Below are 20,326 nucleotides of genomic sequence, written 5' to 3'. Positions count from 1 at the left end.
ACGATAAACAAATACTGATTTTGCTAACGAATAAGCTTTGATCACTGTGTACACTTCTCTTTGTTATGGGAGAATCCTGCTTAGGAGTTTATTATAGAAAGCGGAAACTGCACTTTAGTTGTTCAAAAATTGAATACTGTGATCAAACAGTTCATCGATCCAGCTCAGTCTTCCGAAAACATGGTTAACACCCTCCATTAAATGAATGCCGCGATTGTTGTTCACATACGTATCGTAATACCTTTGTCCATATTCATGAGGAACCGCTTCATCCTCTGTCCCGTGAATAATCATGACCGGATTAGTGTATGATGTGATTTCATGATAGAGATTACGATCTTTTAAATCTTCATAAAATCCACGGCCCAGCTCAAGTCCATTTAAATCCACATTTCCGTTCGAAAGCTTGGGGTATTTTTCAAAATAAGAAGCAGCCAGCTTATTCATGTTGCCAGCTGGTGCCCATAGGCAAACTTTATGTATGTCATTAGGAATTTCCTTGGCCACTTGGGCAGCCACCGCACCACCCATACTATGCCCCACTAACATAACTTTCGTTGAATCCACCCAGTCCAACTTTTTAACGAAATTCACGATTTCTATTCCCTCATGCACTTCCCCGCTGAAGGTCATCTCTGAAAAAGAACCATCACTTTCACCCGAACCCGAAAAGTCAAACCGCACACAGCCGATCCCCTGTTTTGCCAGTTCACGGGCATATCGCACCAACAAGAAATGATCATCAATTTTAGAACCCGTTATCCCATGAAAAAGAATAGCCACAGGACTTTTTGATGAGCCGTCTGATTCCGGTTTATGAGCCATCCCGCGCAGGGTTAACCCATTGACTTCAAGTGTTATGGAATATTCCATACAAATCCACCTCCCTTAATCTTCTATTGAAACACGTTCAAAATGCTCAACCGTTGGAAAGGGATCATAGAAATGATGCAGTTGCTGCTTCCATTCTTGATACTCACTGGATTGCCTAAAGCCTACCGTATGATCTTCTAAGCTCTCCCACTTCACCATTAACAAATATTTCCCATTCACTTCCATACATCGCTGCAACTCATGAGATCGGTATCCCTTCATGGAGGAAATGATGTTTGACGCCTTACGAAACGCTTCCTCATATTCCTCTTCCATGCCTCTCTTTACCTGAAGCATAACGGCTTCCAAGATCATGTCATTACCCCTTTTTATAAAAGTATATCATTCGAAAAAAAGAGCTGACAAAGCAACTCGTATCCTGGCACTAAACGGGTTTGACCATCGTAATAAAATCAGTTCTTCCATTATTGAACTGTATTTGCTTAACAAAACCAAGTTTCTCATAAAGATGAATGGCTCGATGGTTAAATGCTGCAACCGTTAAACGAATGGAAACACCGCTAAAGGCAGCTTGAATATGGCGAAGAATAAACGAAAAGAACTCAGAACCGTAACCCTGGCCTGTTAGCTCAGGGTTCATCCCAATCCCAAGATCAATCAAATCATCAGAATAAGCACCATATTGGTGACCAGCTGGTACCTGAGCCGAACTTCCGGTACAGAAAAAGCCTGCGATACCTTGATATCGATCCAAGATCACTCGATACGAGTTTTCCAGCATTTCCTTCATAGAATCAGGGCTTACTTCATTGTTATAAAAATCGTAAGGAGCATCATATCTCCAATTCAGAATATTTACTGCAAAATCCTCATTGATGTCTACAATCGATAACTGCATGTTAATCCCCTTCAGTTTCAGTCAGTTGATTTATGATTCCTAATTCGCCACGGCCTAGATTTTTACCTTCTACTGTTTCCTCTTGTGGTTTCAGATTATTATAAACAATAGCCTTAAACGAACATAGGATAAATCAACATGGATTTTGGAAACGAAATGAGGTTACGTGATGGCAAGATTGAATACCGAATCTCTTCAGCTTTTGAATCATAAAGATATCCCTTCAGATCGGCTGACCTTTCTTGTTCTGGGAGACAGTCATGTAAGGACAACGGGTTATGACCGTATACGAAATCGTTATATACTCGATACAGCAGGAGAGAGATATCGCAGGATTTTACAGCACATGGCGATGAATTACAGCAGCACCGCCTCTTTTGTTGTGCATGGCGGCGATACGATCGGTGAGGGAAATAAAGACGAAAATATGAAAGCTTTTGCGGCCGTATCTAAGGAAGTCCTGTTCCCGGCGAGTCTCCCCATCTTTGTTAGTATCGGCAACCACGATATGATCTGGGAAAATGGCGACCTCCCCACTCGAATCTTTGAAAAATATATAGGAAGCGTCCGCCAGGATATTCATATACACGGGGCAAACGTTCATCTTATTCGGATTCCGACGTATTTCCCTGGATTAGCCGGAGCTCCCTACTTTCGTCCGGCCGATTTGGCCTGGCTCAAACAAAGAACAGCTGCATCAAGCCCTGTTCTCATCGATTTCCATGCCGTTTTAAGAGTGGGCAAAAATAGAAGCTTTCCAGAAGGTCATTATGCAGTTCTTTCAACTCCCGAAACCGATGCCTTCTTTCAAAACATCAACACCAGCGTAAAAGCGATCTTCAACCATCATCGTCATACGAGCTACGAATATACGATCGAGACGACACTCGGAGGCACCTCCGTCCAGATTCCATACCTCATTACAGGATGCGGCGGAAACGTAACAAGCCGGCCAGACTGCCCCAATTACTATGCAGTAACATGGAATAACTTAAATACTTCCAATCCAGCAATGTCTTATACGCCTGCCCGTGTGCCGGGGCTATAAAAAAAAGAAGGCTGACCCAGGTACTCACCGAGCATAATGAGTAGTTGTGGCCAGCCTTTCTTGCAGATCATTTTTCAAGCATGTCTTTTATTTTCTTTAAATCTTTCATGTTTGCTCTCTTCATCATGGAAGACATAAAAGGAGAAAACATCCTGGAAAAGCCGCTTGGTATGCCTTTGTTTCTTAATGTCATGCGTGTATGATCCTGATCAATCGCATGCCATGTATAGATGGTCTCCATCGGAAAAGGTCCGTTAGCTGTCTTCATCACCAGTTTGCTTCCCGGAATAAATTCAATAATTTCATAAACATAAGCAAGTTCCCGGCCAAGAAAATTCGCTTTAAAAGCGATTTGAGAACCGACCTTGAGCGGTTTTGGCGTGATCCACTCAGCGGAATGGATATTCACATACCACTCAGGCGCATGATCAGGATCTGCTGCATACTCTGATACTTGTGATACAGGGCGGTTAATGTTGATTTCGGTAAAAACGTCTACCATCTTGGCTTCCTCCGATTATCACAGCTATCATTAATTTTCCACGTAATTTTTAAGAAGGGTTCCAAGAAGATACTCCCATCCTTTAGCGTGTTCTTGTTCCCATTGCTCTTGCAGGATACCAGATGCTGAATGAGAAAGTTGAAGCAATGTTCCTCCTTCTTTCTCGAGAAGACGATACGTATAGGCGCTGTTTACAGCTCCCCGCATGCCAAGGTGTCCGTGCAGACGAATTTCTTCAGGAGCATTTACATAATACACATTGCCCCAAACTGCTCCCTCATTCTCTCCCCATTTTTCCATGAAGAGCCCTCCTGGTACGGGATCGAATGTAAAATGAGAAGACACTTCTTTTGGTGCGATACGAAACTCCCACCAATCTCCCGCCTTTTCTGTTAACGCTTTGAAAACATCTTCCCTTGATGCACTGATGAATACCTCTTGTTCAATATGAAAATCCTTAGTGTTTGCCATTGTTTCTTTTCCTCCCTTTTGTTCTGCAGCCGACTGCAGATTTAACAACGAGCTGGCCGTTGTCTCCATATATTTTCCTACCCAGCGGTTATGCACTTCTTGAAGAGGCACCGCATTCAGAAAGTTCCTTTTATATTTACCTTCACGCCGAACGAGCACCAAGTTCCCTTCCTCCAGAATCTTCAAGTGCTTCATGATGGCGTACCTGGTGACTTCCGGAAAGAATTCGTGTAGTTCACCTGTTGTTTTCGGCGATTGCTTGAGAATATCGAGAATTCGCCTTCGGATCGGGTGTCCTAATGCTTTAAATACGATAGAAAGGTTTTCATCCATTTCAACGATCCTTTCAGTAAAATAGATAGGTTGGTTAAACATGTGAATAAAAGGTCACATGTAATAAGTGACCTAATGGTAACACGTTCTAAAATCTTCGTCAATAACCTTTCCATAAAAAAAGGAGGACAGCTAAATTTAGTCTGTCCTCCTCCTTGCTATCGGACTAATTTAAAATCCCATGAATCGCACCAAGCACCGTGAAAATGACAAGGTGGTCTCCAAGCGCAATGAAAAATGATTTCCTGGAGATCAGTCCAAACAATGAATTCTTTAGATAAACGAGCGTAATAAGCAAGCCGATGATGAATCCAATTCCGAGCCCGGTCCCTAGAGTATCTGCCCCAATGGACTGGACAAGAACGGCAATGAAAAATGAAATGATAAATGCGGTAATCACGGAATAGATGTATTTTCCCGGCCCTTTGCTTTCATTGGCTGCAAATTCCTTATGAGTGCTTTTCTTTTTTTCTGATAAAACAATGGAATAATAAATGCCGCCATACAGCATATAAACAATACCGCCAACGATGATCGGCAAGTAATTGAGACTGCGTAAATCCATATTTTTGTTCTCCTTTATACTTTGTGATGATGACCGACATTTATTTTATCGGCATCTTTTTCAAAATTAAAACAGGTGCCTGGCACCAAGGCCACGGTTTCCTCAGGCGGCTGCTCAGCTTTACAAATAACATGGCGTTAAAATTATCCATAAACAAAAAAACACTGAGCTATATGTAACCCTGTGTTTTCCCTCAAAGATCAAAAAAGTATGTACAAGCAATGAAAAACCATATAACAACAGTACCAAGATTAAGATAGAAGTGCTTTTTATTTTTCCCATAAAAATTTTCAAAAGAACTGGTTATTGTTGAAATTCATATGAAAAAAACCCCGTTCCTCTCATTGCGGGTCCGTCAAAATCATTACGAAATAATCCAGCAACAAAAATGATTAGTGCCTTAGCTGCTAAAACAATATTGATTGCCGAAAGAATTTTAGAGCGAAACTTGCCTTCTTACTGTTTTTTACCAAAAAGAAAACGTGATAAGAGAAACCTCTATGCTAATAATAAATTTGTTCATCTTGAACGAATGTCAGGAGGTAATTATGATGCAAAACCAGTACAACCAACAAACGAATCCGCCCAATTTCAATACACAGCAATTACCGAACCAAATGAATCATGGAGGTCATGAAGTATTTGACCTTCACGAGATCCTTTCGGGGTTAATCAACGTTCTTGATCAATACATGATGTTTCGATCCTTTGCGAAAGATCCAGAGTTGATCGACATCCTGGACAGGCAATATAGGTTCATTCTTGATCATTACAACATACTGTGTGAATGCTTTACGTCGGGTGCAAATCCCTCTCACCCGACATCAGAATACAGGATTAAGCAGAACAACACAGTTACCTATGGGCTAAAGCCTTCACAGCCTAAAAAGCCGAATCAATCCATTTCAGAAATTAAGGACCAAGGCCTTTCTGGGCATATGCTTGGCCTCATAAAATCAACAGCCTCCCTGCTGACGATGACTTCAGTGGAAGTAACGAACCCCGTTGTCAGAAGGGTCATGGCTGACAATGTAGCCAACTATGTCGAGATGGCTTACGAAATCTTCCTTTACCAAAATAAGCGCCAGTATTACCAGGTACCACAATTATCTCCTCAAGATATGCAGCAGATGACCCAAAGCTTCATTCCAGCAACCGGCCAGCCCCAAATGCCGCCACAAGGAAAGCAGCCTTTTCAACAATAATCAAAGAAAACTCGCCAAATCGGCGAGTTTTTCCTTCGCTTAAAATCCTGCGATCGCAAACCAGATAATCGGTAGAAAATAAAAAAATTCATCCCTAATCCAATTAGACTGCAAATTTTCCCTGAAGAAGCTAACCGCTAATCCTTTTGATTAATACTGACTATCTCTTTGTTGATCGACAAGGTCCCGAATAGAAGTGAAAACATTGGCTTGAAATGAAATTCCCTCATCCTAAGCCCCCTTGAAATAAAACATCATATAAAGATATGTACTCCCATTTAAAAAATTTTAATCCACAGGCCGATTGGTACACTTAAAAATACGATTATGTTACAAAATAGATAGGAGAGGAGGTAGATCATGGAGTTTTTTCTCATTATTTTATTACTGCTGTCCCTTATCGGCCTATCCAGCCTGATTAATCATTTTATCCCTTACATACCGGTACCCATTATTCAGATTGCTTTAGGAGTAACGCTTGCTACCCTTCCGCTGGGAATACAAATCCCCATGGAGCCGGAATTATTTTTCATTCTCTTTATCGCCCCTTTACTTTTTCACGATGGGAGACATGTTTCGAGGCACGCTTTATGGAAACTCCGTAAACCGATCCTTTTGCTGGCCCTCGGTCTGGTTTTCGTCACCGTATTTGCCATTGGCAACTTAATTCATTGGCTCATTCCAACGATCCCATTGGCTGCTTCCTTTGCCCTTGCAGCGATTCTCTCTCCTACCGATGTTGTTGCTGTAGGTTCCATTTCAAGCCGTGTGAAGATACCGAAACGGATTATGCACGTTCTCGAAGGTGAAGGATTAATGAACGATGCTTCAGGATTGGTTGCCTTTAAATTTGCCCTTGCCGCATCCGTGACCGGCGCTTTTTCATTGGCACAAGCCAGTTGGAGTTTTTTAGTCATATCGATTGGAGGGTTCCTTGGCGGTGTCATTTTAGCCATCCTGATTATTCAGTTGAAGACATCTATTCGAAGGCTTGGTATGGAGGATGTTACGATTCATATGCTCATTCAGCTTCTTACCCCTTTTGTCATTTTTTACATTGTTGAGCATTTACATCTCTCCGGTATCTTGTCGGTTGTAGCAGCCGGGATTGTCTACACCATCCATCAGGATCGAAGCCGGGTTCCAGTTGGACAGCTGCAATTGGTTTCCCAAAGTACGTGGACGGTTCTCATCTATATTTTAAATGGGCTGGTGTTTGTGCTGTTAGGGTTGCAGATCCCTAGGGTGGCAAGTGAAATATTTAAGGATCCCTCCTTTAATAATTGGCAGGTAACAAGCTACATCCTCATCCTATGGGCAGCCCTTATTCTTCTTCGTTTCCTTTGGATTTCGGCAACCTGGCGCTGGGGATGGCTGGACAAGAAACAGCCTCAAACTAATTCTGTGAGAGCCATATCCATCCTTACCCTTTCAGGAGTACGAGGGGCGGTAACCCTCGCTGGTGCGTTTACGATTCCCTATGTGATCGCCGGAGGAAGTCCCTTTCCTGAGCGTTCATTAATCATCTTTATCGCAGCCGGAGTGATCTTGGTTACCTTAATCGCTGCAAGTGTTTTCCTTCCGCTTCTATCACGGACGGAAAAAGAAAACAGTGAAAAGCTGAAAGAGGAAATGGAACGGACGGCAAGGCTGCGAACCCTTGAAGCTGCCATCCATTCTGTTGAGGAATCCTTAACGGATGAGAATCGGGGTGCGGCAGTATCCGTCATCACCGCTTACAATACGATTCGTAATGAGGTAAGCGAAAAGAGTTCGGAGCAAGTGAAATTGGAAGAATCCGAGGTTCGGCTGAAGGCACTTGAGGCGGAAGTCCGCTACTATGAGAATTTAAAAAGAACAGGAAAGATTGACAGGGATACGGCGAATCTCATTGAGGAACATATCCAGCGAAGGCGGCTCGCTCAAACAAACCGGATGCAATATAGAAGATTGTTCATTTGGACGCTTTTTAAAAGAAGTTTGCTTTCTTTCGTAAAGCTTTTCACACCAAAACACAAGGAACGCCGTAAAAATCGCCGCTTGCGAACAAAAAAGCTGATTAAGCTAAAAGTCAACATGGCGAAGGCTGCCATTCACTATTTAAAGAACCATATCACGCCAGACAATAAACACATTTATCTAGGGGTCATAGGGGAATACAATCGATTAATTATGACGTTCAGGCTTGCGAAAAAAAGCGAGGAATCCATCCATCACGCCCAGATGAAAAGAGAGCTCCAGATCAAAGCGTTCCAGGCAGAGAGGAACGAAATCCAGCATCTTTACGAAGAAGGGGACGTCACCAATGACATCCTCAGGGATATTCGTAAGCAGATTAATATTCGGGAGGCGTATTGGATGGAGGAAACGAGCGTACAATCTCAATAAATCCTCCTTTAAACCCAAGACCTTTATATGAAAAGACGGGGCTGTCCTGAAAGTCNNACTTCTTGGACAGCCCCGTTTTGTTTTGATTAAATTTAATTCTTATTTGCAGAGATTTCACTAACAATGTAACTCAAAGCCTCGTTTATTGGTGTAAGAGGGCGGCCAAGCAATTTTTCGAAATCGTTGCTCTCTACCTCTAATTCACCATCCCGAATACCTTTTTGGATGTCGACAAGCATAGGAATAATGAAATCCGGTACACCAGCACCTTTCATAATAGCCGCATAAGCAGTATCATCGACTTGCTGCACGGATACTTCTTTACCTAATACAGTTCCAACAGCAGACGCCAATTCTTCTTGAGTCATAAGTTTCTGAAAGTTCGTAAACGGTATTCTCGTTTCCGTTTCCGGCCAATACTGCTGCTGCTGCCACCGCATAATCTTGTTACAGTGCCCAGCCAGTTCTGCCTGTACCCGCAGATGTAACCCATCTTGTTCTTCATTCAATTTACTTCTTCATCCACTCCGGCTTCCCAAAACCTTTAAATTCTTTATCTATGGTTTTTTCAAACTCTTTGGATTCCACGGCTGCTTTAATGTCTTTAGTGAATTGGGTTTTAACATCTTTTGTGTTCACAACGACCCGGTTACGGTATTGATCCGGCATGTTCTCAAGGAAGAGAGCATCCTGCAATTTCATTTTTGCCGCAAGCGCGAAGTTACCCGGAACGGCCGATACATCTGCACTTCCAACCGCTCTTGGCAATTGCGCAGCTTCAAGCGGCTTGAATTGAAGTTTCTTCGGATTTTCTTGAACATCTTTTTCTGAAGCGGTTAATGGATTGACTTCTTTCTTGATGGTAATTAGACCGGCATCCTGGAACATTAACAGCGTTCTGGCCAGGTTAACGGGATCGTTGGCAATGGCTACCGTGCTGCCGTTTTTGATGTCTTCAATCTTTTTGAATTTCTTGGAATATACACCCATTGGCGCAGTTGGTACAATAATCAGTTCAGAAAGCTTTAAATTCTTTTCTTTTGCGAAGTTTTCCATATAGATTTTGTGCTGGAACAGGTTCGCATCAATAGATCCTTTAGCTAATGAGAGGTTCGGCTGAATGTAATCACTGAACTCTACAATTTTAACGTTATATCCTTTCTTCTCCAGTTCAGGTTTGATGGCTTTATTGACCATATCACTGTATGGGCCGGCTGTTGCTCCAATGCTGATGTTCTTCTTGTCTCCTGAGCTTGATGATCCGCTGGAAGTTGAGCCACATGCTGACAGAACACCAATGGCTAGTAATAGAATGAGTGCTGAAGTAAACTTTTTCATTTGTTTCTCTCCCCTATTGTTTTATCTTTTATCTACGAGTTTGGAGATCTTATCTCCGGTGAATTGAATGATTTGGACGAGTAAAATCAAAACGACTACCGTGGTAATCATGACGGTATTATCATAGCGATAGTACCCAAATCGGATGGCCAAGTCACCGATTCCTCCCCCGCCAACAATACCTGCCATGGCTGAATAACCGACCAAGCTGATTGTCGTGATTGTTAATCCTTGAATCAAACCCGGTTTGGCTTCCGGAAGAAGCACATCCTTAATGATCATCCATGAGGTTGCCCCAACTGCTACGGCTGATTCGATCACTCCCTTATCGATTTCTCGGAGTGACGCTTCAACCATTCTTGCAAAAAAAGGAATCGCAGCAACAGAGAGGGATACGGAAGCCGCAGTAGGCCCAATTGTTGTCCCTGTAAGCAAATTGGTTAACGGCAATAACGCCACCAAAAGAATAATGTAGGGAATCGAACGAATCAAGTTGACGATCCACCCTGTAACACTTTTCACAGTGGAATTTTCAAGGAATAATCCTTTATCGGTTACAAAAAGCAATACACCAAGCGGGAGCCCGATGATGATGGCCACGGCTAAAGAGATGCCCACCATATAAAGTGTTTGGAAGAACGCATTGTTTAAATCAGGAAGAAGCTGTACAAGTGAATCAAGCAACATCATAAACCACCTCCAAACTCCTTGTTTTTCTTGTAATATATTCGATCGCTCTCTCTACTTCGGAATTTTCACCTGTAAGCTCCATAATGAAAATGCCCAGAGGGATATCCTGTATGTACTCAATCTTCCCGTGCAGAATATTTCCTTTCACGTTGTATTTCTGGAAAAGCTCTGACACCACTGATTCTTCGGCAATCTCGCCTTTGAACTGAATCTTGATGATCTTCCCTTTGCGGTTTTCAATGAGCTGCTTAGGCAATTCAAATTGCAGGATACTGTTAATAAAATCTTTGGTGAGCGGTTTCTGAGGATCAGAGAAGATGTCATAGACCTCGCCCTCCTCAATCACTTCACCATTTTGCATGACGGCTATCTTATGGCAGATTTCCTTCACTACTTCCATCTCATGCGTGATCAGAACGATGGTCAATCCCAGCTTGCGGTTAATGTCCTTTAATAAGTTTAAGATGGACTTTGTTGTGCTTGGATCGAGGGCAGAAGTTGCCTCATCACATAAAAGCACCTTCGGGTTATTGGCAAGCGCCCTGGCAATTCCGACCCTTTGTTTCTGACCTCCGCTCAACTGAGCCGGATATTGATCCTTCTTATCCGCAAGATCCACGAGGTCCAATAGTTCCAATACTCGCTTTTCCGCCTCATCCTTTGATTTGCCCGCTGCTTTCAAGGCAAATACAATATTTTCATAGACGGTTTTTGAACTGACCAGATGAAAATGCTGAAAGATCATGCCAATCTTTAACCGGGCTTTTCTTAAATCTTCTCCTTTTAAAGAGGCAAGATTCACCCCATCAATCCAAACCTCACCCGATGTTGGCTTCTCCAATAAATTTAAACATCGGATCAAAGAGCTCTTCCCTGCACCGCTGTAACCGATAATGCCGTAGATCTCTCCTTCTTTTACCGTAAGAGATACGTTGTTGACCCCCACGATCTCTTTTTTCTTCGAACGGTAAACCTTCAACAGATTTTTGACTTCAATCATGAAACAACCCCCTCTTTCTTTCCAAATAAAAAAGCCCCTTTCATCATGAAAGAGGCATTGGATTATAAATTCAATCACCTTATCTTTCAGAATGAAAATCATTCTGTAGGAAGTGGCACCTTTCCAAATTGGAGGTTGCCGGACGTCATAGGGCCTAATCCCTCAGTCACTCTCGATAAGAACGGTTATGCTATTGTTTTTAGAACATTTCTAATAATAAAGCGATTCTCCTCCATTGTCAATACTATCCATAGTAGATTTGTCGGAATTAAACGTTTATATTTGTTGCCGTATGATAACTAGGCATATGGACAGTAACTTGGGACAACCACATCCCATATTTTATTTTGAGGGTACTTTTCCAGAAAAAACGTTTGTGTTCTGGCGATTTCTCAGCTCGTTAAACCCGTAAAATAAAGTAGGAGGTTTTTTTATTGAATGAACAATTCAAGTGGGATCTTCAGGGGCTGCACACTGATGGTGTAAATGTCAGCAATGTTACCCCGAATTATCCTCAGGATCAAGATACGAGTGATTCCGCTCGTCTCTGTGTTGGCTTTGGCATTGGTTTCTGTGTTGGTGTATGCGGTGGCTTTGGTGTATGCGGTGGCTGTGGCGGTTGTGGCGGCTGCTTTGGCCGCTGCTTTGGCTGTGGCGGCTGTGGCGGCTGCTTTGGCCGTTGCGGCGGCTGTGGCGGCTGTGCCCGTTGTGGCGGCTGCGGCCGCTGCGGTCGTGGCGGAAGCAGTTAAGCTTCCGATCGGTAGTGATAGGTATTTTAACAAAAGACCGGCCCTGCATATCCCTCGGCAGGGCTTTTATCGTTTGGATAGGCATAATGGACATCAGGCATCCATAGAGTTAAATGATGTAAAAGATGTAGAGCTTCTAAAGAGGAGGTCGATCATGCAAAAATTAAATCCTTCTATGTGTTTAAAAGTAAACAGAGACACGTTTGTTTTTCCGGATTCAGCTAAAGGTGTATATCTCCGGAACAACGTAAAATCTTTAAGAATGGAAGGCAGCACCATTGACCGATGGCTGGAAAAATTAATTCCTATTTTCGACGGAACCCATACTCTTGATTCTGTCACAAACGGTTTACCAGATGCTTATAAAGAACAAGTGTATAAGATCGCACATGTTCTGTACGAGAACGGTTTTGTCCGTGATGTAAGCCAGGATCTCCCACATCAGCTTCCTGATCGCATCCTTGCTAAGTATGCCTCCCAAATCGAATATTTAGATCATATTCGTGATTCGGGCGGTTATCGATTCCAAGTTTACCGCAATGCAAAAGTAGCGGTGCTCGGTTCGGATTCGCTTCTCCTCTCTCTCGTTCGATCATTGATTGAATCAGGGCTTCCTTCTTTCAGCGTCATACTCACTGAATCACACCCAACGATTCAGCAGCGGTTAAATGAGATGATAGCTGAAGCACGCAAGTCAGAGCCCGAAACCAAAATCACCATCTTAAGTTCCGGGAAAAATTCTTGGAGAGAAAATGCAGAACCGTTTGATTGCATCCTATATGGATGCAAGGACAGTGATTTATCTCAACTTCGTACCCTTCTGGCCATCTGCAAGGAACAAAAGAAGACTGTTCTTCCCGTTACTATTTTAAAAGACTTAGCTTTTGCCGGCCCGCTCGTTTCTGCTGAATCCGATTCGTGCTGGGAGTCTGCCTTCCGCAGACTGCACCAGAGGCTGAATGAAGAAGGCAATGGTTCTCACTCCTTATCACAAACAGCAGGTGCGCTAATAGCCAATGTGGCGGTTTTTGAGCTTTTTAAAGAAATCACGGGCGTACATGAGGGAAAAAGAGAAAGACCATTTTACTTGCTTAACTTGGAAACGCTCGAAGGAAGCTGGCACACCTTTCTCCCTCACCCGTTGGTTACTGGGCGTGTTTATGCCGAACCGATTAACGACCCGGCTACATTCCTTGAAACATGCGATCATCAACAAATGGACTTACATTCCCTGTTTTACCGGATTACTTCAAAAGAATGTGGTGTTTTTCATCTTTGGGAGGAAGCAGATTTACTCCAGCTCCCGTTATCACAATGCAAAGTCCAGGTTGCTGATCCGCGTTCAGAAGGCCCTGCCAAGCTCTATCCTGAGACTGTCTGTTCAGGACTCACGCATGAAGAAGCTCGCCTGGAGGCAGGTCTGATTGGAATTGAAACATATGCCAGGAGTTTTGGGAATGACTTTTTCAGTGAGCATCCTTCATCATGGGGAATCGGGATGGGCAAGACCCCTGCAGAAGGTTTATGCAGAGCAATGCAAAACGCACTTCATGAAGAATTTGTGAAGCAAGCAGATCACGGTGTCACTAAAGCCACATTGGATGTAAGTCTTGTCAATGATCATCGCTGCCAATTTTTTCTGCAGGCTCTGAGAACCAAGAAGTCTGAACCAGAATTTTTATGTGGCCGTGAAGTACTGGGTTTTCCTGTCGTTTGGGTTGAATCAAACGGCAAGTGGTATGGAAGCGTTGGATTGAATATGCAGATGGCTTTAAGCAGAGCATTACAAACGGCTGTGATGGATTCTCAAAATCGAGAAACCTCACATTATCCCTATGGGGTTGCGGTTTCCTCCATTACATCGCAAAAGGATGCTCAACAGAAGGTTCGGGTTCCTTCTTTTGAAGAAAAGCCGTTAGACGAAACCTTCCATTCTGCAATAAATCGATTAAGGCAGAATAAAAAACAAGCAAACATCTTTGAACTTCATCTGGAAGCGATTTTTAAAGAGAATACGGCTGGCATTTATGGGATTGCGTTAAGCGGGGAGGAACTTCCATGAGCCACTCCATCATCATCATCGGAAACGGAATGTTAGCTGACACCGTAAGCAAACAATTGAGCGGGCTCTATTCCATTACACGCTGGGCCACTGTAAAAGAAGCCATTCCGAATCAAGGAAATCTGGCATTAGTGCTCCACGATTCCTGGGTTCCGGCTGAACACCTAGAAGCTGATGAGGCCTTTTCGTTCTTTGGCATCCCTTGGCTTCGGGGATTCGTATCATTTGGTGAAGCCAACATTGGCCCGCTTGTTCTTCCAGACAAACAGGGGTGTTCTCAGTGCGCGGATAGGCGCCGTTTTATGGCGGGATCTGACCGGAGAGAACAATTCCAAATGAAAGAATACAAGATGGATCAACCTGGTATCGAGCAAGATCCTTGGGCTTCAGCTTCAGGATTATTGCAAACTTCCTATCTCATTCAAGAAGAGGTCCATAGATTGTTAAAAGGAGAAAAAGCCCGCACGTATGAACATGTATTTCTTCTGCAGTTAAATACGCTCCGGCTATCCTATCATTTCTTTTTGCCTGACCCATACTGCCCTGTGTGCGGCGATCTTCCAGAGGATACAGCGGATACCGCAGAGATCATACTGAAACAAAGCCCGAAGACATCAATCGATAGCTATCGCTGCCGCTCGCTGGAAGATATGGAGAAGGTTCTGGGCAAGGATTACTTAGATAGCAGAACGGGCCTTCTTAATCATAAACGATATGACTTCATTTCCCCTTTTGCCGATACGATTGTCAATCTTCCTCTACTATCAGGCGACGAGTTAACGGGTGGGCGAACCCATTCGTATGCTCAAAGTGAACAATCAGCCATCTTAGAAGGACTGGAGAGATACTGCGGCTATTCCCCAATGGGTAAACGGACAATGGTTTATGAACCGTATTCCAAGGTGGAAAAGCATGCCCTTAACCCTCGATCAATAGGACTTCATACAAAGGAACAATATGACATGCCAGGATTTCCTTTCAGGCCATTGGACCCCGACCGGCCCATTCATTGGGTTTGGGGCTATTCTTTATCACAGAACCGGCCCATCCTGGTACCAGAGACGTTCGCCTATTACAGCTTGGGTGGCGGGGAAGGCTTTGTTTATGAAACCTCTAACGGCTGTGCACTCGGCGGAAGCATGGAGGAAGCGATTCTTTACGGTATTTTCGAAATTGTTGAGCGGGATTCATTTTTAATGACATGGTACGGCCAACTCCCTATTCCTCGTCTGGATCTGTCTACCATAGACGACCTGGAGCTTCAGCTCATGATTCAGCGCATACACGCAGTGACCGGATATGAGGTGCATTTGTTTAATTCGACGACCGAGAACGGCATTCCCAGCATTTGGGCGCTTGCCAAAAACACGAAGCAAACGGGCATGAATCTTTTATGTGCCGCTGGAGCCCACATTGATCCTTTAAGAGCTGTAAAAGGAGCAGTTCAAGAACTCTCAGGCATGCTTCTCAACATGGACGATAAGCTGGAAAAGGAACGGGAGAAATATAGGCAGATGTATGATGATTCGTTACTCGTTCATCATATGGAAGACCATTCGATGCTATACGGGTTAAAGGAAGCGGAGGAACGCTTATTCTTCCTTCTCGATCAGCGCCCGAAAAGGAGCTTTCAACAGGAATTTCACCCCGTTCGTAAATCCGCTGATTTATTGGATGATGTTGTGGAGATCCTGGAAGTTTTTCGCCAGCTTCAGCTGGAGGTCATTGTTGTGGACCAAACAAGCCCTGAACTGAAACGAAACGGGCTACATTGTGTAAAAGTAGTGATACCCGGGATGCTGCCCATGACATTTGGACATCACCTTACTCGACTAAAGGGATTGGATCGGGTGTTGAACATACCAGCGAAACTCGGATATGCGAGAGAGCCGCTGACTTATAGCAGCCTTAACCCGTATCCTCATCCATTTCCATAGCAGTCCCAAAGGGGGAAAAGGAATGAACCTCGATGAATTTTTGCATAACCTGCATTATGAATCTGACAAAATAAAACCCCGGGACTGGGAGGCGAATTGGGACGACGCCCCCCTTCCCTATAAGCTTTACCGGGGGTTGCCTGTAGTGGAATTACCCGCAAATATACCCCTCCATCTCGAACAAAAGAAAAGAAACTCAAAACCAAATCTCCAAGAAATGAGTCACTTTCTTAAATATACCTTCGGGCTTACACAGGTTAGCCAAACACATCCTTTTGCTGAACAAACAGAAGAATGGACAGCATTCCGGCGCTTTGCTCCATCCGGCGGTGCACTGTATCCAACTGAACTTTACATCTATTTGAAAATTGAGGATCTGCCTGAAGGCATTTATCACTATGATGCTGCACACCATCGTTTAGTTTGTTTAAGGGAAGGGAATTTTGACAGCTACTTGAACAGAGCTCTGGGCAATCGCTGTGACTTTTCCTCCACTTTTGGTACCGTATTTAGCTCCACGTTTTTTTGGAAGAATTTTTTCAAATACCATAACTTTTCTTACCGTCTGCAAGGGCTGGATACCGGCTTTGTGATCGGTCAGCTGCTGGAAACAGGAAGACGCATGGGTTTTGAGACGGGGGTGTATTACCATTTTCTTGACCGTGCTATTCATCATCTTTTAGGACTATCCGAGCAAGAAGAAAGTGTATATGCGGTGATTCCTCTTTCCGTTAATCCAGCCATGAACTGGTTTACGAGTGATGAAACAGAGGAACCCTCCAATGCTGCTTCGTTATGCGGTGAACTGAAACCACTTGACCATCAGCATTACGTCCGTTCCAAGAAAATTTGCGAATATTCCATGCTGATTAAGATGAATGAGGCGTGCATGCTGGACTCGTTCCCAACTCATAAGCAAATGGAAAAAGAAAAGAAAGAAGAGCAAGCACATCCGTTTCACCTGCTGCCTCGTGTGGACCGGTTATCGTATGATTTCTATTCCGCCTGCCGAAATCGATATTCGCCTGGAATGGACTTTGTTCAGAAACCCATAAACCAACAAACCTTATCAGCCCTTCTATTCGAAGCCTTCTCCACTTTTTCTTACCGAAATGATCTAGACTATGCTTTTCAGAAACCTCCTTACCGTGTTTCACTCTATTGTTGTATGTATAACATAAAAGGTATACCCAATGGCTCCTATTCTTATGATGGATCCAATCATGCGTTACAACCTATTCAGGAGGGTGATTTCCGATGCCAGCTGCAAGACGGACTGCTTGCTGATACTGTAAACATGACTCAAGTTCCACTTTCCTTCACAATCTCTGGCCATAAGGATCATTACAAGAACGCTTATGGATACAGGGGACATCGTATTCAGCACATGGAAGCTGGAATTCTGTCTCAGCACCTGCTTCTGGCAGCTTCGGCATTAAATATGGGCGGGCATCCTCTTCTCGGATTTGATGTCCAATCCTATGATGACCTCTATAAACTGAGTGAAAAAGGAAAAACCAGCCTGCTCCAAATCCCTTTGGGCTGCTTCAGGCCCCATCCCAGATTACAGGGAAACCTGTATAACTGATGCGGTTACCTATACTAGATGAAATTCTTCAAGCCCTGTAAAGCCCGAATGATTCTGTTCGCTTTACAGGGTTTACTAATTATTAAACAAACGTTTGATTAAACTCTTCTACATCCTCCACGCTCGGAGAAAAAGCCGGGAAAAAACGAGCGTTCAATCTCACCAAATCCCCCAAAAAGTGATGGGCCCTACAGCCCTTCACTCCTTTTTTGCATGTTTTCTATTTGCCAGTTTCAATTTCTCAATGGCATTTTTACCTAACAAATCTTGTAAACAAATTTTGATTTTAATAGACAAGCATACAAACAAAAACTATGAATCTTGAATATCTTAAATAGAAATTTCTTTTAAACTATAAAACATAGAAACAAAAAGCAAGAATCCTGAATATAGAAATTTCATTTAATTTACTCTTGAAGGGAGAGTTGGGTAATTTGTCAAGCAGCCATAAAAAATCAGATTGTCAATGTGACTGTGTGGAAGAACTGGCAGAACAACTAGAAAAAAGAAGAGGAGACTTCGTTGTTGTTTATGAAAGAAATGGCGATATAGCTCGCGGCACTATAAAAGATGTAAAGTGCGATTCGGTTCTTATCCTTAAGAATGCAGATAAGATGAGTTGTTGTTTTCAGGCAGGTTATATATCATTTACAGAATTAGTAATAAGTATTTGTGAAATAACAGAGTTTGGTGTTATGCAGGGTGATGCTCCTTGTTCTTCCCCTGTTGCTCCAGGTGATGATATATTTAAAACGTTAAGCGGAAAGAAATAAGAAAACATATTTTCTTTTTATTTCCTGCTAAGTCCACCTATCACCAGCTTTATTTGCTGATAGTTAAACTTATCCAAAGACCCATGCTTTTTGTCAGCATGGGTTTACTGCATAATATGTCTTATTCAAGGAACAGGTGCTAGTCGTTCCAATAGAAACAATCGGAATTGTTAAAACTGTCAAAAAATATTGACTTATTGATTTGCCTCTGCTAAATTATTTTTATACTTAAAATCGATGAAGAGAAGAGTAAGATTTGATCCCTGTCCTAAAGAGAATCGGCGCTTGGTGAAAGCCGATGTTCAGGCCTTGTCCGAAAATCATCTCTGAGATGCAAAGCTGATGAATGGTAAGCTTTTGCCGGGTTGTCCGCCGTTACAAAGGAACACGTATGATGGTACGTTGACTGAGAGCCGTATGCTTATTTATTATAGCTGCGGAATTAGGGTGGTAACGCGAGCGCAAACTCGTCCCTGTTTACAGGGACGGGTTTTTTTATTTTTCAAAACAATAAAGGAGAGATTACTTTGAGAAAACTGGACACCTTATTTATTGGATTAATGCTATTTTCTATGTTTTTTGGAGCAGGAAACCTGATCTTCCCGCCTTTCCTGGGGGCACAATCGGGAACATCCTACTGGCTCGCCATGGCAGGGTTTATCATTACGGGCGTAGGTCTTCCCTTTGCCGTACTATACGCCGTTTCCCTTGTAAAAGGAGGCGCTCAAACGATCGCCAATCGTGTTCACCCGGTATTCAGCACGGTATTTATGGTTGTCGTCTATTTATCCATCGGACCATTCCTTGCCATTCCAAGAAACGCCAATGTTGCTTATGAGATGGGGATTAAACCATTTCTCGGTCAATCACACTCATCATTGGTTTTATTCTTATTCACCGTGCTATTCTTTACGCTTGTTTATGTCGTCAGCTTGAATCCATCCAAAATGGAAAAATACATGGGCCGCTGGATTACCCCTGCTTTGCTATTAGCGATGGTTGTCCTGTGCGTGGCCGGATTTGTTAAACTGGATGCACCTTTCCAATCACCATCAGCGGCATATCAATCCGGGGCTTTTTCTACAGGCTTCCTGGAAGGGTATAACACCATGGATGCCCTTGCTTCACTCGCATTTGGAATCGTCATTCTTACATCCATTCAGCAAAGAGGCATAAAAGACAGAAAGCAATTAACGAACTATACATTGAAAGCCGGCCTGATTGCCGGAGTATTGCTTTCATTGGTTTATGTCAGTCTTGGGTTAATGGGGGCAAGAATGGCAGCAAGCGGATCGTTTGAACATGGCACCGACATTCTTTCAGCGGCCTCCACCCTTTTATTGGGACAAAGCGGTAAAACCTTGCTCGGATTAATTTTTACGTTAGCCTGCTTTACTACAGTGGTCGGATTAACCTCAGCCTGTGGCCAATATTTCTCAAATCTGATTCCACGAGCAAGCTACAAGACAGTGGTATTAGCCGTCACACTGGTTGGGTTCACCCTTTCAAACCTGGGATTAAACCAAATCCTTAAAGTTTCCGTGCCGTTCCTTGTCACAGCTTATCCGTTAACCATCGTGCTGATCACATTGACGTTTTTCCATCGCTTCTTTAAAAATGCGAAAAAAGTGTACGGAAGTGCCCTCTTATTTACAGGTTTATTTGCCGTCATCGGCGGGTTAAAAGCGTTCGGACTGAAGCTGGGTCCTGTTCAAAAGATGAGTGAATTCCTGCCGCTATCTTCTGTAGGATTAGGATGGGTCGTACCCGCAATTGCCGGTACAGTTATAGGGCTGGTTATTAGCCGATTCAGCAGCAATACTTCAGCGGTAGGAGAGGAACTGAAAGCTTCATAAAGTAATCATAAATAAGAAGAAGGGGCTGTCCAGAAAGTCGAAAATTGACCTTCAGGCAGCCTCTTTTTGGCTTGAAAAATCTTCAATGA

Annotated in this window: 17 protein-coding genes, 1 pseudogene, 1 riboswitch and 1 other annotated feature; of the genes and pseudogenes, 8 read left to right on the top strand and 10 right to left on the bottom strand. The window is 43.2% G+C overall.

The features are described 5' to 3' along the window. Positions 1–114 precede the first annotated feature (114 nt). The 3 genes from P4361_RS20520 to P4361_RS20510 form a co-directional block, all read right to left on the bottom strand. Positions 115–873 (bottom strand): alpha/beta hydrolase family protein, encoded by a 759-nt coding sequence (locus P4361_RS20520; RefSeq protein ID WP_328090782.1) that lies wholly within the window; start codon positions 871–873, stop codon positions 115–117. A gap of 15 nt (positions 874–888) precedes the next feature. Next, entirely contained in the window at positions 889–1,188 is a 300-nt protein-coding gene (locus tag P4361_RS20515) for an antibiotic biosynthesis monooxygenase (protein WP_328090781.1), read from the bottom strand. A 70-nt stretch (positions 1,189–1,258) separates the two neighbouring features. Next, positions 1,259–1,732 (bottom strand): GNAT family N-acetyltransferase, encoded by a 474-nt coding sequence (locus P4361_RS20510; protein WP_256227661.1) that lies wholly within the window; start codon positions 1,730–1,732, stop codon positions 1,259–1,261. Positions 1,733–1,901: 169 nt separating this feature from the next. On the opposite strand from P4361_RS20510, the gene P4361_RS20505 reads away from it, so the two are divergent. Beyond that, complete coding sequence (locus tag P4361_RS20505; protein WP_328090779.1) at positions 1,902–2,780, top strand: metallophosphoesterase family protein; 879 nt, start codon at positions 1,902–1,904, stop codon at positions 2,778–2,780. A 67-nt stretch (positions 2,781–2,847) separates the two neighbouring features. Here P4361_RS20505 and P4361_RS20500 read toward each other — a convergent pair whose 3' ends face one another. The 3 genes from P4361_RS20500 to P4361_RS20490 all read right to left on the bottom strand — a co-directional run bounded on the left by P4361_RS20500 (position 2,848) and on the right by P4361_RS20490 (position 4,651). Beyond that, positions 2,848–3,282 (bottom strand): SRPBCC family protein, encoded by a 435-nt coding sequence (locus P4361_RS20500; RefSeq protein WP_328090778.1) that lies wholly within the window; start codon positions 3,280–3,282, stop codon positions 2,848–2,850. 30 nt (positions 3,283–3,312) lie between these two features. Next, positions 3,313–4,086, bottom strand: a complete 774-nt coding sequence (locus P4361_RS20495; protein ID WP_328090777.1) for a helix-turn-helix domain-containing protein — start codon at positions 4,084–4,086, stop codon at positions 3,313–3,315. 166 nt (positions 4,087–4,252) lie between these two features. Continuing rightward, on the bottom strand, positions 4,253–4,651 hold the full coding sequence (locus P4361_RS20490) for a DUF1761 domain-containing protein (protein WP_328090776.1): 399 nt from the start codon (positions 4,649–4,651) through the stop codon (positions 4,253–4,255). Between the two features lie 551 nt (positions 4,652–5,202). Between P4361_RS20490 and P4361_RS20485 the strand changes: the two genes are divergently transcribed. Beyond that, on the top strand, positions 5,203–5,856 hold the full coding sequence (locus P4361_RS20485; RefSeq protein ID WP_328090798.1) for a spore coat protein: 654 nt from the start codon (positions 5,203–5,205) through the stop codon (positions 5,854–5,856). A gap of 360 nt (positions 5,857–6,216) precedes the next feature. After that, positions 6,217–8,244 (top strand): Na+/H+ antiporter, encoded by a 2,028-nt coding sequence (locus tag P4361_RS20480; RefSeq protein ID WP_328090775.1) that lies wholly within the window; start codon positions 6,217–6,219, stop codon positions 8,242–8,244. A gap of 92 nt (positions 8,245–8,336) precedes the next feature. On the opposite strand, the pseudogene P4361_RS20475 reads toward P4361_RS20480, so the two are convergent. The 4 genes and pseudogenes from P4361_RS20475 to P4361_RS20460 form a co-directional block, all read right to left on the bottom strand. Further along, positions 8,337–8,736 (bottom strand): annotated as a pseudogene (locus P4361_RS20475) (SDR family NAD(P)-dependent oxidoreductase); the annotation flags it as partial. 18 nt (positions 8,737–8,754) lie between these two features. After that, on the bottom strand, positions 8,755–9,582 hold the full coding sequence (locus tag P4361_RS20470) for a MetQ/NlpA family ABC transporter substrate-binding protein (protein ID WP_328090774.1): 828 nt from the start codon (positions 9,580–9,582) through the stop codon (positions 8,755–8,757). Positions 9,583–9,603: 21 nt separating this feature from the next. After that, complete coding sequence (locus tag P4361_RS20465; RefSeq protein WP_328090796.1) at positions 9,604–10,269, bottom strand: methionine ABC transporter permease; 666 nt, start codon at positions 10,267–10,269, stop codon at positions 9,604–9,606. Continuing rightward, positions 10,259–11,272, bottom strand: coding sequence for a methionine ABC transporter ATP-binding protein (locus P4361_RS20460; protein WP_053355916.1), 1,014 nt, complete (start codon positions 11,270–11,272; stop codon positions 10,259–10,261). Before P4361_RS20460 ends, P4361_RS20465 begins: the two co-directional genes overlap by 11 nt. 76 nt (positions 11,273–11,348) lie before the next feature. Further along, positions 11,349–11,454: riboswitch (SAM riboswitch) on the bottom strand. A gap of 304 nt (positions 11,455–11,758) precedes the next feature. On the opposite strand from P4361_RS20460, the gene P4361_RS20455 reads away from it, so the two are divergent. From P4361_RS20455 to brnQ, 5 genes are all read left to right on the top strand, one after another. Beyond that, positions 11,759–14,083, top strand: a complete 2,325-nt coding sequence (locus P4361_RS20455) for a putative thiazole-containing bacteriocin maturation protein (RefSeq protein ID WP_328090772.1) — start codon at positions 11,759–11,761, stop codon at positions 14,081–14,083. Then, the gene (locus P4361_RS20450) at positions 14,080–16,020 is read left to right on the top strand and encodes a TOMM precursor leader peptide-binding protein (protein WP_328090771.1); all 1,941 of its coding nucleotides are present in this window, start codon (positions 14,080–14,082) and stop codon (positions 16,018–16,020) included. Before P4361_RS20455 ends, P4361_RS20450 begins: the two co-directional genes overlap by 4 nt. A 22-nt stretch (positions 16,021–16,042) precedes the next feature. Then, the gene (locus P4361_RS20445) at positions 16,043–17,608 is read left to right on the top strand and encodes a SagB family peptide dehydrogenase (RefSeq protein WP_328090770.1); all 1,566 of its coding nucleotides are present in this window, start codon (positions 16,043–16,045) and stop codon (positions 17,606–17,608) included. A 434-nt stretch (positions 17,609–18,042) separates the two neighbouring features. Then, positions 18,043–18,381: a hypothetical protein gene (locus P4361_RS20440; protein WP_328090768.1), complete on the top strand. Its 339-nt coding sequence runs from the start codon at positions 18,043–18,045 to the stop codon at positions 18,379–18,381. Positions 18,382–18,609: 228 nt separating this feature from the next. Further along, positions 18,610–18,859: a binding site (T-box leader), on the top strand. Between the two features lie 49 nt (positions 18,860–18,908). Beyond that, entirely contained in the window at positions 18,909–20,237 is a 1,329-nt protein-coding gene (gene brnQ, locus P4361_RS20435) for a branched-chain amino acid transport system II carrier protein (protein ID WP_328090767.1), read from the top strand. Positions 20,238–20,326: the final 89 nt, after the last annotated feature.

The sequence above is a fragment of the Fictibacillus sp. B-59209 genome (assembly GCF_036216745.1).
Taxonomy (GTDB): Bacteria; Bacillota; Bacilli; order Bacillales; family Fictibacillaceae; genus Fictibacillus_C; species Fictibacillus_C marinisediminis.
The sequence above is the reverse complement of the archived record's forward strand: the minus strand, read 5'-3'. Positions and strand labels throughout refer to the sequence as shown.